Consider the following 13,006-nt stretch of genomic DNA (forward strand, 5'->3'; position numbering starts at 1 on the left):
TGAATATGAAACAAGAGATGATGGAGATTGTCAATCAAGTTGAATTAGCACCACGTATATTCGAAATGACGTTAAGAGGAGACTTAACGCAAGAGATGGTAACACCAGGTCAATTTATTCATATTCGTGTTCCGAGAGAAGATTTACTCTTAAGACGCCCAATAAGTTTGGCAGAAGTAAATCATGACGATAAAACGTGCAAAATCATTTACCGTGTTGAAGGCGATGGGACAAAAGCGTTTAGTGAGTCTCAAGTTGGCGATAAACTAGATTGTTTAGGACCTTTAGGTAATGGATTTGATATTGAGATGGTAGAAAAAGATGATGTTGTTTATGTAATAGGTGGAGGAATTGGTGTTCCTCCTCTTTATGAGTTAGGACGTAGACTAAAAGAAAAAGGTGCAACTATCTATTTCTTAAATGGTTTTGCGTCAAAAGATGTGATGTATTATGAAGAAGAATTTAGTGCATTAGGTCAGTTACACATTGCAACAGATGATGGCTCATATGGTGTAAAGGGTCATGTTGGGATGTTGATTGATGAAGTTAAACCTGTAACGGGTGAACCTAAAGCAATTTTTGCTTGTGGTGCACCAGGGTTACTAAGAGCTGTTGAAACGACTTTTATAGATCACCCTCATGTGTATCTATCTATGGAAGAGAGAATGGCTTGTGGTGTGGGAGCATGTTACGCCTGTGTCTGTCAGTCTAAGAAAGATCCTAAGGTTAATAAAAAAGTCTGTGATGAAGGGCCAATATTTAAAGCAGGAGAAGTGATAATATGAGTCGTTTAAGTTTGAGTATCCCAGGATTAGAATTAAAAAATCCAATTATGCCAGCAAGTGGGTGTTTTGGTTTTGGTGATGAATATGCTAAGTATTATGATTTAAGTAAACTTGGTGCCATTATGGTAAAAGCCACAACAGCTGACATGCGTTATGGTAATCCAACTCCGCGTGTGGCTGAAACACCTAGTGGGATGTTAAATGCTATTGGATTGCAAAATCCGGGATTAGAAACCGTTATGGCAAATCAATTGCCTTCTCTTGAAAAATATGATGTTCCAATTATCGCAAACGTCGCTGGATCAACGGTAGATGATTACAAACGAGTATGCGAAAGAATTGGGGACGCGCCAAACGTTAAAGCGATCGAGCTTAACATTTCATGTCCTAATGTAAAAGACGGTGGGATCGCGTTTGGAACAAGTGCAGAAGTAGCCGCAGAATTAACGGCAGCAGCAAAATCAGTAGCAAATGTACCTGTTTACATCAAGCTATCACCAAACGTGACAAGTATTGTGCCCATTGCAAAAGCAGTAGAAGAGGCTGGAGCAGATGGAATTACGATGATTAATACATTAGTTGGTATGCGTATAGACTTAAAAACAAGAAAGTCTGTATTAGCTAATGGGACTGGTGGATTATCAGGCCCAGGTATCAAACCAGTGGCAATTCGCATGATTCATGAAGTATCTCACGCAGTCGACATTCCGATTATTGGAATGGGTGGTGTGTCCACAGTAGACGATGTGATTGAAATGTACTTAGCTGGAGCAAGTGCTGTCGCTGTTGGAACTATGAATTTCACTGACCCATATATTTGTCCGAAGTTAATTGATGAATTACCAAGCAAAATGGATGAATTAGGGATTGAGTCCATCGAACAATTAATAAGAGAAGTGAAAGAGGCTAGACAATGAGAGAAAAACGACCAGTAATTGCACTAGATTTACCGAGTAAAAAAGATATGGAACTCTTTTTAAGTCATTTTCCAAAAGAAGAATCACTTTATCTGAAAGTAGGAATGGAAATATTTTATCAAGAAGGGCCAAGTATTGTAACGTGGTTGATCGATAATGGACATGATGTATTTTTGGATTTAAAGCTACATGATATTCCAAATACTGTTTATTCTGCTATGAAAGGTATCGCTAAGCTTGGTGTGGCATTAACCAATGTCCATGCTGCTGGTGGTAAAGAGATGATGGAGGCAGCCTATAGAGGATTGAAAGAAGGAACCCCTACTGGTCAGCCAGTGCCAAAATTAATTGCTGTGACTCAATTAACCTCTACTAGTGATGAACAAGTTAAAGAAGAGCAACTTATTTCTGTTGGTCTGAATGACAGTGTGCGTCATTATGCTACACTAACTCAAGAAGCAGGACTAGATGGTGTGGTGTGTTCGGCCCATGAAGCAAGAGATATCAAAGAACACACAAGTGAAGACTTTGTGTGTTTAACACCAGGCATTCGTTTAGCGAGCAATGACGTTGGTGATCAAAAACGTGTGATGACACCAAGTAAAGCAAGAGAAAATGGTTCTACATATATCGTCGTGGGAAGACCAATTACACAAGCAGAGAACCCTTATGCTGCTTATGTAGAAATCAAAAACGAGTGGAATGGAGAGAATGATTAATGAAACAAATTGCAAAAGAATTATTATCAATCAAAGCAGTATCTTTAAGTCCAAATGAGCCGTTTACATGGGCGAGTGGGATTAAAAGTCCAATCTATTGTGATAATCGTTTAACGATGAGCTATCCTGATGTGCGTAGATTGGTCGCTAAAGGATTAGCGAACTTAATTAAAGAAAACTACCCAAGTGTTGAAGTGATCGCTGGAACAGCCACTGCAGGGATTCCGCATGCTGCATGGGTTGCCGAAGAACTTGGCTTACCAATGGTTTATATCCGTGGAAAATCTAAAGATCACGGCAAGAAAAATCAAATCGAAGGACGTATTGATAATGGTGCTAAAATGGTTATTATTGAGGATTTGATTTCAACAGGTGGTAGCGTGATTGATGCTGCTCAAGCAGCTAAACGTGAAGGGGCAAATGTATTGGGTGTTGCTGCCATTTTTACGTATCAACTACCAAGTGGTGTAGAAAATTTCAAAGCAGCAGGCATTCCATTTGATACATTAACGAACTATGATGAATTAATCGACGTTGCGATAGAAAATGATTATATCTCACAAGATGATCGTCTATTATTACAAGAATGGAAAAAAGACCCAGCTTCATGGTTGAAATAATGAGATGAACCTGCGATTCAAATCGTAGGTTTTTTTATAAAGTTTAATAGTTGCAATATTAGAAACTTTATTATTTAATAGATATACTATTTGATTTAGGAGGGTTTATGGAAGAAAAATTAAAAATGCTTCTTAGTATTGTGATGAATGTCTTTCTTTCTATTTTAGCTATACTCATTTTAATATATATGGGACTAGATTTAGTTAATATCTTTAAATTAATTTTTATCCAAAACAAGATGGGGTCTATAGACACAATTGCTGATTATATTCTTGGTTTCTTTATGTTATTTGAGTTTATTATCATGACGCTTAAATACATTGAAGACGCACACAATGTTCCGATAAAATACCTTGTTTTAATTAGTATTACTGCGATTCTAAGACAATTACTTGTGGTTCATAATAATGGAGGGCAAACGTTATTATTAACGATTGCTATTTTAACATTGACTTTAACGCTTTACTTGCTTGAATTAATTAAAGCAAAAGAAAAAATCAGAAAAAATAAATAATATTGAAAGTAGGTGACATGATGGGGTTAAATGATTTTATTTTAGGTCTTAATAATTTGGAAACTATTACGCGTGCACCTGGTTTTTTTAAATTTACAGAGCATACAGTAGCGGCTCATTCATATCGTGTTACGTCTATTGCACAAGTTTTAGGAGATATTGAAGAGCATCATGGAGTAGAGATTGATTGGAAAAGTCTTTATGAAAAAGCATTAAATCATGACTATACTGAGCGATTTATCGGTGATATTAAGACACCTGTAAAATATGCCAATAAAGAGTTAAGAGGCATGTTGCAAACTGTTGAAGAGAAAATGACGGATGAGTTCATCTCACAAGAAATTCCAGAAGAGTTTCAAGACATTTATCGCAGGCGATTATTTGAAGGCAAAGACGACACTGTCGAAGGTGAGATTTTATCCATTGCTGACAAAGTTGACTTACTGTATGAGTCATTTGAAGAGATTGTGAAAAATAATCCTGAAATGGTTTATAAAGAAATGTTTTTAGAAGCCGTTCAAACGATACAAGAATATAAACATCGCCCGTCTGTGACTTACTTTTTTGAAGAAATCTTTCCAGAACTCTTGGATAAGTCATTTTATGGTAAAGAAGAATTTATTTTGCAGATAAATCAATACTTATAGAGCAAACGACTAATTATTATTAGGATAATTAGTCGTTTTTTATTATACTATAAGAAAGAGATAACTATTATCGCAAATGAAATTAAAATAAAAAGGAGTTTTCCCACCATGACTACCAATACTTTTGTTTATCCTCACCCTATCAATACATTTATTATTAAGCATTTAAACTATACTGTACTAGAATTTTGCGAACAATTTCAATACCCACAATCAACTATTGCCACATGGGTGAGTAGAGAACGACGTATCGAATCGCTCCCTGTATCATTTATTTATTCGTTATCACTTGCTACAAGCAAATCAATGGACTGGGTTTATTCTGAATTGTTAAGTTTACAAATTGAGTATGATGGACATAAAGAAAAGTACAAGCGAACGAAAAAGCGTATTAAAACCGAGTAGAAAAACTACTCGGTTTTGTTATCTAATTTAATTTTTCCTTGGTAATCAGATAGATTTAATCCTTTCAAGTGATTGATATCTGTTCCAGTTGATACACCGACACCACGAGTATCATCATACCCAATGCCACTATAAAAGATATAATAATCTTTTCCTTCTTTCAACATAGCGCTACGATATAACCCTTTTCCATCAAATCCAACTCGTTTACCAGAAGGGAAGATAATGGGTTTAAGAGTGTCCCACTTTTTATTATCTTCTGATTTTGAATAATACACATTCATTACATGTCGATCAGATAATTTGTATTCACCATTTGATTTAAACCCAACAACCACCATCTCATAGCCTAAATCAGTTTTTTGGACGTCTAAATGCCAATGATGCATATTTTTTTCTTCGTAGGGAACCTTGACTTCTATAGCATTGCTCCATTTCTTTCCATCTTGGCTATCTCTAGTCCAAATTTTGTACCCATGGGCAACATACCATACTTTATATCCCTTATCATCTTTAATAAATACAGGTGATATCCAGTCTTCACCTGGTTTTGTTCCATCAAAGACTATTTCTTTAGGTGTCCAATTTTTTCCATCCACCGATGTTCGTTTGTAAATGATTGATTTTTTATTGATATCATCAACATAGCGCCAAAATACCTCTAATTGATTCTTTTTTTTATTATAAATAATATGCGTATCAGAATCATACTGCATCGGTGTATTATTATCGTTAAATTTTTCGCTTTTTGGTTCATCTAGTGGGTTTGCTTCATTTGGAATCCATGAAACTAAATCGTTTGACTTAAATACATGTGGATTTTCGTAAATGGCTTTTCCTTTTGGATAAGGTGTTACAGCCATCCAGTATTTGTATCCAACTAACGGTTTATCAAGTGCTACAACAGAAGGGTGTGTAGCTTCAATACTTCCATAAACAGAAGGTAAAGTAAGACGTTCAGTCGCATTGGCTTCTGTTCTTATCTTTTGTCCATTATATGTCACGACATTACTATGGTTGATGGTTCCTTTTTTTAATTGAATATATTGCTTAGCAGGACTATAAAAAAGAGTGCCGCCAATAACAGCTAGTAGTATCATCAGGATGTTTATTTTCATATTTTTAAAATCTTTTTTAAAGATAAATCGATAAACAAAATATGAGAGAGCAAACACTAATAGCCCAATTCCAACAATCCCAAGTAAAACAGTTCTAAAACGTAACATATATCAACACTCCTTTATCTTTTTAATTTCACTTAGTTCGGGCGTGACAAACAATGTTTTTTGATTCTCATAAATGACAAAGCCAGGTTTGGCACCATTTGGTTTTTTAACGTGTTTCACTGCAACATAATCAACAGGGACTGATGCTGATAAACGGTATTTTGAATAGTACGCTGCAAGCAAGGCAGCTTCTAAAAGCGTTTGATCACTAGGATTACTACTTTTAATAATGACATGGGAACCAGGGATATCTTTAGTATGTAACCAAATATCATTTTTATTAGCGGTTTTTAAAGTGAGTTGGTCATTTTGGATATTATTTTTTCCAACAAAAATGGTGTCCCCATCACTAGAAACAAATTGAAGAGGTTTCGATGGTTTGTTTTTTTGTTTTTTCTTATCTTTGTTTTTTACTTTGATGTATTTCTCAGCAATTAATTCTTCCCTAATCAGTTGCACATCGCTCGGTGATGCGATATCTAATTGGGCTAATACTGATTCTAAATAGAGTAGTTCATATTTTGTAATATTTAGTTGCTCTTTAACTACAGCCACACCATTTTTCAGTTTTTGATAACGTTGGAAATACTTTTGTGCATTTTGGTTTGGTGTAAGGGCTTCATTTAAACTAATTTTAATTGGTTCATCATTATCATAATAATTTGGTAGCTCAACACTGGTAGCGCCGCGTTTTACTTCATGTAAGAATGTCGTGAGAAGCTCTCCTTTGACACGATAAATCTCTGCATTATCAGCATCCACAAGTTGTTTTTCTAGAATTTTGGTTTTCTTTTTTAATTTATTAATATCGTTTGTCACTTTTTTGATTAGCTCACCAGCTTGTTGTTTTACCCGATCTTTCTCGGCTTTGCCTTCATAAAAAGCATCTAGCATGTCACTAAGTGTATCAAACTGTGATAATTCTTCATCAAAGGTTTGATAGGGGATAGGGGCAAAGCGTTCTTTATCTTTAATCAATCCAATAGTTGGATGTAACTGATTGGTCATTTCATTGAAGAAGTTAGTCCAAGTCGTTACTTTATCTGTATCTTCATGTTTTAGGCGGTAAACTAATTCATTTGCTGTATCTTTAGAAAATCCTTCAAATTGCTGTTGAATGGCTTGTGGTGATAGCTCGGCTAAACTGTTTAATTCTTTAAACAAAGCCTCCTTGTCAACTGTCCAAGGGTTTTGTGTGTCTTTTAGTGGTGGTGTGATGTAATCAGCACCTGGTAAAAGAAGACGATAGCTATTTTGGCTCATTCCTACATGTTTGATTGTATCAATAATTTTTAGTGTGTCTTTATTTAATAAAAGGATGTTACTGTGTCGGCCCATTAATTCAACAATTAACACAATACTTTCTAAGTCACCTAAATCATTGCGACTTTCAAAAGAAAACGAAATGATACGGTCATTATTAGTTTGTTTGATTTCTTGTAAAATACTTCCCTCAAGATACTTTCTAAGCGTCATACAGAAGTTGGGCGGGGTAGCAGGATTTTTATACTTGATATTCGTTAGTTGAATACGAGCATAATTTGGATTAGCAGATAATAAAAGCGTGTGATTTTTTGAGTTGTTTCTAAAAACTAACATCAATTCATTATCATATGGTTGATGGACCTTTGACAAACGTCCATTGGTTAATGTATTTGATAATTCGTTTACCATCAAGTGGGTGAAAATACCGTCAAATGACATGGTAAAACCTCCTTTTCAAAGTAGAAATAAATAAGGAGAAACAACAATCAATCTGTTATTTCTCCTTGTTTTTAATTTGGTCCGTTTCCTTTAAACCAACCTGTTTTATCGTTAATTGTGACAACGTAAATTGGAAATTCTTCAGGTTTACTATTTGGGAATAGTTTCGAATTTTTTGTGGCATAAAGGTCATAGAAACCAACACCGTTTTCGATAAATTTCGGAACAAGTGTATAACCACCGTCTACAACATAACCACGTTTAATGACTTCTGAAATGACTTTTTCTTGAACACCAGGATTCCATGCCCATGCAGGATCTGATAAGTCGATTGTAGCGTCTTGTCTAGTACCCCAACGTCCACCATTAGTAGAAGGAGTGAATGAGCTACCATTCTGTGCTGTGTTGGTGTTGTTATTATTTTGTGATTGTTGTGTATTTTTTTCTGCTTCAGCTTTTGCTTCTTGTTTTTCTTCTTCCTCTTTACGTGCAGCTTCAGCTTTTTTCTCTTGCTCATCAATGACTTTACTTACATCATCAAGAATTTTTTGGAATTCAGCTTTTAATTCAGGGTCTTTAATATCTGCAAGTTGTTTCACTGCATCATTATAAACTTGTTTACTTGGTTCAGTTACAACTTTATCGTCACGATAGAGTTTTTCAAGTGTTGTTTTAAAGGTTTTAATCGCTGCTTTTTGCTCTGTTGCATCTTTGATGGCTTCATTGTAAAGTTTGTCAAAACCATTTTCTTCAGGATCAATGGCCTCTAAAGTTAATTTAGTATCGTCTTTGACATACGCATCATTGATTAATTGATTGCCTTCAATCACAGGTTTTTTAAATGCTTCATTGATAGCTGTTAAACGAGTAAATGTTTTAACTGCCTGTTGCATACGCTCGTTTAATTTATCATATTGTTCTGTGCCTTTTAGTTCTTTTACTTTATCTTCAGCTGAGGTGATGTCTGATTGAGAAATTCCCTTTTTCAAAAATACCTCACCTTGATTTTTCATATACAAGTTCTGAATGGCATCTTCGGCACTCGTTGTTAATTTTAATGTGGTTTCTAATTCATTTTGTTTCTTTTGTGAGTTATAAACATAGCCACCACCAAATACAATCAATAGAACAATAATACCAACTAAAATTTTATTTTTGTTATTCTTTTTAGGTGATTCATTACTCAGTGGAGTAGGTGAGTCAGTCACTCTTGTTTGTGGTTGTTCTTCGACAGGCTCATCAATTTTCTCGAAAGTTTCGACTTCTACAGGGGAAATAGATTCTATTTCGCTATGCTCCTCAATGATTGGCTTTTCAGTTACCTCTTCCTTTTCACTTTGCGTTTCAACTATTTTTTCCTCAGTCTCAGGTGTCTCTTCTACACTAGTACGGTTACGATGCTTAAAGGTTGGAATAGAAGGACTTGGCTCAGAAGGTGTGTCATTTTTATAGCTATCTGGTTCGTTTGAATTAGTAATTGTATCATTTGGTAGATTTTTTTGCTCATCAAATGGAACAAACAAATCACAGTTTGGACAATAAGTTTCTCCTGGTTTAAAGATATGACCACAATTTGGACATTTTTTTTCATTACTGGTCAAAAGAAATCGCTCCTTATTATTTTAAATAATGATATTAACCTATATATTATAAACCATCGCAGGTAAAATTAGTAGTCAAAAACTATAATCAATTTGTTTAATATGGTGATGTGGTATTCTCAAAGACATAGTTTTACGTTATAATGTGTCTAGCATACATAAGGTGGGGAGTAAATGACGGAACTTAAAGAGCGATTAAAGCAACTTTTTCATTCCCTAAAAAAAGTGAATTGGTTAGATATGATCAAAACAAACAAACACTTTGTCATCATCATATGCTCGGTGACGATAGTCTTTTTAGTAATGTCTGTGTTTGTGTCAGCTGTTAGGCCATCCATTAGAGAGAAGCAGTTACATGCTATTTCAGAATTGAAATCGAATAATAAGCAGGTAAAACCAATTCAAGAAACAGATATCAGCAGCGTATTTTCCGATAAAGAGCCTCATATCGTGGCAGTAATAGATACAAAACAAAATCCTAGTTTGAATCAGGTTGAAACTTTATTAGATAAACATGAACCACTTGAAACTGTTAATTGGAAAATTGATTATATCCAACCTATCTATAATTTTTCTGATATTGAAACAAAATATAAACTAACTGCCAAAAATACGTTTATCGTGATGGAAAACGGTAAAGAAAAAGGACGATATTCGTTTAATGACCTAAAGGGTGGGTTACAAACGTTGGATGAGAAATTAGTTGCTATCATTCAGCCAAGCATAGCACGCAAAGAACCTAAACGCATTAAAGTTGCAAAAAAAATTGATGAAACCTTATCAAGTTCATCATCGAGTGATAAAAAGAAAAAAAAGACCAAAGAAATTATTTTTGAATAAATGATTGACATGAAATGAGTAACGAGTTATTATTATAACAAATTAAAAACGAAATGAGGAAATTGCCATGAAACGACAAATAAACAGACAATCACATCATTTAATTATTTCGACATGGCAAACTTGGCGTAGATAGTTGTATGTATACATTTTTTGGTATAGATACAACTTTTAGAACTTTTTCTAAAGAAGTATCTATGCTTAGGGATAACAGATATTCTACTGCATAGACACCTTATCTATGCGGTTTTTTTGTGACTAAACAAAGACGATAAACCGTTGTTTTAATAGACAAAACGGTTTATCGTCTTTTTATTTTTAGGAGGACATGACGATGACAAACAAACGATTAAAGTATGCAGTAGCAATCATTTCAGGAATACTATTCATCTCTTTTATAACAGGATTTGATAAAAGTAAAACAGGATTAACGAAACAACCTCAAAAAGTACCAACTATTGGTGTATTACAATTTGTCAGCCACCCATCTCTCGACTTGATTTACAAAGGATTTGTCGAAGAATTAGAAAGAGAAGGGTATAAAGATAAGGAAACGATCCATATTGATTTTCAAAACGGACAAGCAGATCAAAGTAAACTCTCTAGTATGAGCCAACAATTAATTAGTAAAAAGCCCGATGCTCTTGTTGGCATTGCTACTCCTGCAGCACAAGCATTAGCAAACCAAACAACAGATATTCCAATCATTCTGGGAGCCATTAGTGATCCCAAAACTGCTGGATTAGTGAAAGATAATAATCATCCTGGAGGAAATATCACTGGAGTCAGTGATCAGTCGCCAGTTGAAGCTCAAGTTAAATTGATGAAAGAATTATTGCCAACACTGAAAACTATTGGGGTGATTTACTCATCAGCAGAAGATAATTCACAATCGCAAGTGGATCGTTTTAAAACAGTCGCCCAAAAAGAGGGACTTACGGTCAAAACGTATGCTGTTCCTTCGACAAATGAACTCTCTCAAATGACTCACGTTATGACAGGAGAAGTAGATGCCATCTACACACCAACTGACAATACCATTGCAAATGGCTTCCAAACAATTGTCTCTATAGCAGATGCAGCAAATATTCCAATATTTCCATCGGTCGATACGATGGTGGGAGAAGGAGGTATTGCCACAATCGGCATCAATCAATACGATTTAGGTGTTCAGACAGCCAAAATGGTGGTAGACGTTATTACTAAGAAAAAATCTCCAAGTGATACACCAATATATACATTTCAAACAGGAGATTTGGTTATAAATGAAGAAAAAGCACAAAAATTAGGTATCACCATACCAGAGACAATAAAAGAGGAGGCAAAAAAATGATTGTATCAACTATAGGACAAGGCATATTATGGTCAGTATTAGGATTAGGCATTTATTTAACTTATCGAATTTTAGACTTTCCAGATTTAACAACAGAAGGAAGTTTTCCTCTAGGTGGAGCTATCTGTGTGACTGCCATTACGAATGGTGTGTCACCAATTGTCGCAACACTTTTAGGAATGATTGGTGGCATGTTAGCTGGACTTACGACAGGGTTACTTTATACAAAAGGAAAAATTCCAGTGATTTTATCGGGAATACTAGTCATGAGTGCATTGAACTCTGTGATGTTGTTTGTTATGAAATCACCTAACCTCTCTTTACTAAATCAACCAAAACTGTTTTCTCTATTAGGTTTCGCTAATTTACCTGCAAACTTTGATGTGGTTTTAATCGGTCTGATTATTATTGCGATTGTCATTGCCTGTTTACTTGGTTTCTTGAATACTGACTTAGGACAAGCATATATCGCCACAGGAGATAATGAAGTGATGGCAAAGTCCCTTGGTATTCACACCGATAAAATGAAAATTTTAGGTTTAGTCGTATCTAATGGACTGATTGGTCTATCCGGTGCTCTGATTGCACAAAGTGATGGCTATGCCGATATTAATAAAGGGATTGGTGTGATTGTCATAGGTTTAGCATCAATTATTTTAGGAGAATTACTATTTGGTGAATTGACCATGTTAGAGCGTTTCATTGCAATTGTCGTTGGGAGTATTATTTATCAGTTACTCATACTAGCAGTTATCAAACTAAGTTTTGATACCACATACTTGAAATTCTATTCTTCTGTGATTCTTGGAATTTGTTTAATCATTCCAGAGTTAAGTCGAAAATTTGGTAAGACAAAAGGAGGGGTGACAAATGAATAAAGCACTTGAAATAAAAAATGGTGTCAAAACGATTTCTAGTGGACGACATATTATGGACAATCTTAATTTTAGCGTATCTACTGGAGATTTTGTTACGATTTTAGGTGGAAATGGCGCAGGAAAATCGACTTTGTTTAATGCAATATCAGGTCAATTGACGTTAACAAGTGGAAGTGTTCAGCTAAATGGAGAAGACGTGACAACGAAAAGTGAAGAATACCGAGCGAAATATATTGCACGTGTGTTTCAAGACCCAAAACTTGGCACAGCACCGAGAATGACGGTTGCTGAAAATCTATTATTAGCAAAATTACGTGGAAAGAAGAGAGGGTTAAAAAAGAGACAGCTTAATCAACAAAAAGAGTTTTTCTTTGAGCAATGCCAAAAAATTGGTAATGGACTAGAAAATCATCTCGACACCCCAACTGGTAACCTATCAGGAGGACAAAGACAGGCATTGAGTTTACTTATGGCAACGATTCAAAAGCCTGACTTGTTACTACTGGATGAACATACTGCTGCACTTGATCCTAAAACAAGTAAACAACTGATGGCATTAACCGAGAAAACGATTGAAGAAAATGAATTAACTTGTTTAATGATTACCCATCGTATGGAGGACGCGTTGAACTTTGGAAATCGACTTATCGTCCTTGATTCTGGTCAAATAAAAAAAGACTTTAATAAAGAAGAAAAAAGTCAACTTGATTTACCGGATTTATTAACGTTCTTTAATCTATGAAAAAAGCGAACAACTTGTTCGCTTTTTTATGTCTCTAATTTAGTGTGCCATCAATGATTTGAGATAGTGTATTT

General features: G+C 34.9%; 14 protein-coding genes. 11 read left to right on the forward strand and 3 right to left on the reverse strand.

The features are described 5' to 3' along the window. Positions 1 to 5: 5 nt before the first annotated feature. The 7 genes from DW196_RS00950 (at position 6) to DW196_RS00980 (ending at position 4,608) form a co-directional block, all read left to right on the forward strand. Positions 6 to 785: a dihydroorotate dehydrogenase electron transfer subunit gene (locus tag DW196_RS00950; protein WP_118249608.1), complete on the forward strand. Its 780-nt coding sequence runs from the start codon at positions 6 to 8 to the stop codon at positions 783 to 785. After that, positions 782 to 1,702: a dihydroorotate dehydrogenase gene (locus tag DW196_RS00955; protein WP_118249609.1), complete on the forward strand. Its 921-nt coding sequence runs from the start codon at positions 782 to 784 to the stop codon at positions 1,700 to 1,702. Before DW196_RS00950 ends, DW196_RS00955 begins: the two co-directional genes overlap by 4 nt. Beyond that, entirely contained in the window at positions 1,699 to 2,421 is a 723-nt protein-coding gene (gene pyrF, locus DW196_RS00960; protein ID WP_071456889.1) for an orotidine-5'-phosphate decarboxylase, read from the forward strand. The genes DW196_RS00955 and pyrF overlap by 4 nt, the downstream gene beginning before the upstream one ends. Next, positions 2,421 to 3,041 carry an orotate phosphoribosyltransferase gene (pyrE, locus tag DW196_RS00965; RefSeq protein ID WP_118249610.1) on the forward strand — a complete coding sequence of 207 codons (621 nt, stop codon included), beginning with the start codon at positions 2,421 to 2,423 and terminating at the stop codon, positions 3,039 to 3,041. Before pyrF ends, pyrE begins: the two co-directional genes overlap by 1 nt. A 107-nt stretch (positions 3,042 to 3,148) precedes the next feature. Beyond that, positions 3,149 to 3,556, forward strand: coding sequence for a phosphate-starvation-inducible PsiE family protein (locus tag DW196_RS00970; protein WP_071456887.1), 408 nt, complete (start codon positions 3,149 to 3,151; stop codon positions 3,554 to 3,556). Between the two features lie 20 nt (positions 3,557 to 3,576). After that, entirely contained in the window at positions 3,577 to 4,203 is a 627-nt protein-coding gene (locus DW196_RS00975) for a YfbR-like 5'-deoxynucleotidase (protein ID WP_071456886.1), read from the forward strand. A 108-nt stretch (positions 4,204 to 4,311) separates the two neighbouring features. Beyond that, positions 4,312 to 4,608, forward strand: coding sequence for a type III secretion system protein PrgN (locus DW196_RS00980; RefSeq protein WP_118249611.1), 297 nt, complete (start codon positions 4,312 to 4,314; stop codon positions 4,606 to 4,608). 5 nt (positions 4,609 to 4,613) lie between these two features. Here the strand turns inward: DW196_RS00980 and DW196_RS00985 are convergent, their stop codons facing one another. The 3 genes from DW196_RS00985 to DW196_RS00995 all read right to left on the reverse strand — a co-directional run bounded on the left by DW196_RS00985 (position 4,614) and on the right by DW196_RS00995 (position 9,139). Then, positions 4,614 to 5,834 (reverse strand): hypothetical protein, encoded by a 1,221-nt coding sequence (locus DW196_RS00985; protein WP_118249612.1) that lies wholly within the window; start codon positions 5,832 to 5,834, stop codon positions 4,614 to 4,616. A gap of 3 nt (positions 5,835 to 5,837) precedes the next feature. Further along, the gene (locus DW196_RS00990; protein ID WP_118249613.1) at positions 5,838 to 7,538 is read right to left on the reverse strand and encodes an NFACT RNA binding domain-containing protein; all 1,701 of its coding nucleotides are present in this window, start codon (positions 7,536 to 7,538) and stop codon (positions 5,838 to 5,840) included. 71 nt (positions 7,539 to 7,609) lie between these two features. Further along, the gene (locus DW196_RS00995) at positions 7,610 to 9,139 is read right to left on the reverse strand and encodes a cell division site-positioning protein MapZ family protein (RefSeq protein WP_118249614.1); all 1,530 of its coding nucleotides are present in this window, start codon (positions 9,137 to 9,139) and stop codon (positions 7,610 to 7,612) included. 174 nt (positions 9,140 to 9,313) lie between these two features. On the opposite strand from DW196_RS00995, the gene DW196_RS01000 reads away from it, so the two are divergent. The 4 genes from DW196_RS01000 (at position 9,314) to DW196_RS01015 (ending at position 12,932) form a co-directional block, all read left to right on the forward strand. Beyond that, the gene (locus DW196_RS01000; protein WP_118249615.1) at positions 9,314 to 9,979 is read left to right on the forward strand and encodes a hypothetical protein; all 666 of its coding nucleotides are present in this window, start codon (positions 9,314 to 9,316) and stop codon (positions 9,977 to 9,979) included. A 334-nt stretch (positions 9,980 to 10,313) separates the two neighbouring features. Further along, on the forward strand, positions 10,314 to 11,312 hold the full coding sequence (trpX, locus tag DW196_RS01005) for a tryptophan ABC transporter substrate-binding protein (RefSeq protein ID WP_118249616.1): 999 nt from the start codon (positions 10,314 to 10,316) through the stop codon (positions 11,310 to 11,312). Continuing rightward, positions 11,309 to 12,190 carry an ABC transporter permease gene (locus tag DW196_RS01010; RefSeq protein ID WP_118249617.1) on the forward strand — a complete coding sequence of 294 codons (882 nt, stop codon included), beginning with the start codon at positions 11,309 to 11,311 and terminating at the stop codon, positions 12,188 to 12,190. The genes trpX and DW196_RS01010 overlap by 4 nt, the downstream gene beginning before the upstream one ends. Then, positions 12,183 to 12,932 (forward strand): ABC transporter ATP-binding protein, encoded by a 750-nt coding sequence (locus tag DW196_RS01015; RefSeq protein ID WP_118249618.1) that lies wholly within the window; start codon positions 12,183 to 12,185, stop codon positions 12,930 to 12,932. The genes DW196_RS01010 and DW196_RS01015 overlap by 8 nt, the downstream gene beginning before the upstream one ends. Positions 12,933 to 13,006 lie beyond the last annotated feature (74 nt).

Source organism: Vagococcus sp. AM17-17, assembly GCF_003471765.1.
In the GTDB taxonomy this organism is placed as follows: domain Bacteria; phylum Bacillota; class Bacilli; order Lactobacillales; family Vagococcaceae; genus Vagococcus; species Vagococcus teuberi.

What these genes read in the sequence shown, in the direction of transcription:
- DW196_RS01010 (WP_118249617.1), top strand. Translation starts at nt 11,309, where the DNA reads ATGATTGTATCAACTATAGGACAAGGCATATTATGGTCAGTATTAGGA.
- DW196_RS00955 (WP_118249609.1), top strand. Translation starts at nt 782, where the DNA reads ATGAGTCGTTTAAGTTTGAGTATCCCAGGATTAGAATTAAAAAATCCA.
- pyrE (WP_118249610.1), top strand. Translation starts at nt 2,421, where the DNA reads ATGAAACAAATTGCAAAAGAATTATTATCAATCAAAGCAGTATCTTTA.
- DW196_RS00985 (WP_118249612.1), bottom strand. Translation starts at nt 5,834, where the DNA reads ATGTTACGTTTTAGAACTGTTTTACTTGGGATTGTTGGAATTGGGCTA.
- trpX (WP_118249616.1), top strand. Translation starts at nt 10,314, where the DNA reads ATGACAAACAAACGATTAAAGTATGCAGTAGCAATCATTTCAGGAATA.
- DW196_RS00950 (WP_118249608.1), top strand. Translation starts at nt 6, where the DNA reads ATGAAACAAGAGATGATGGAGATTGTCAATCAAGTTGAATTAGCACCA.
- pyrF (WP_071456889.1), top strand. Translation starts at nt 1,699, where the DNA reads ATGAGAGAAAAACGACCAGTAATTGCACTAGATTTACCGAGTAAAAAA.
- DW196_RS00975 (WP_071456886.1), top strand. Translation starts at nt 3,577, where the DNA reads ATGGGGTTAAATGATTTTATTTTAGGTCTTAATAATTTGGAAACTATT.
- DW196_RS01015 (WP_118249618.1), top strand. Translation starts at nt 12,183, where the DNA reads ATGAATAAAGCACTTGAAATAAAAAATGGTGTCAAAACGATTTCTAGT.
- DW196_RS01000 (WP_118249615.1), top strand. Translation starts at nt 9,314, where the DNA reads ATGACGGAACTTAAAGAGCGATTAAAGCAACTTTTTCATTCCCTAAAA.
- DW196_RS00980 (WP_118249611.1), top strand. Translation starts at nt 4,312, where the DNA reads ATGACTACCAATACTTTTGTTTATCCTCACCCTATCAATACATTTATT.
- DW196_RS00990 (WP_118249613.1), bottom strand. Translation starts at nt 7,538, where the DNA reads ATGTCATTTGACGGTATTTTCACCCACTTGATGGTAAACGAATTATCA.
- DW196_RS00970 (WP_071456887.1), top strand. Translation starts at nt 3,149, where the DNA reads ATGGAAGAAAAATTAAAAATGCTTCTTAGTATTGTGATGAATGTCTTT.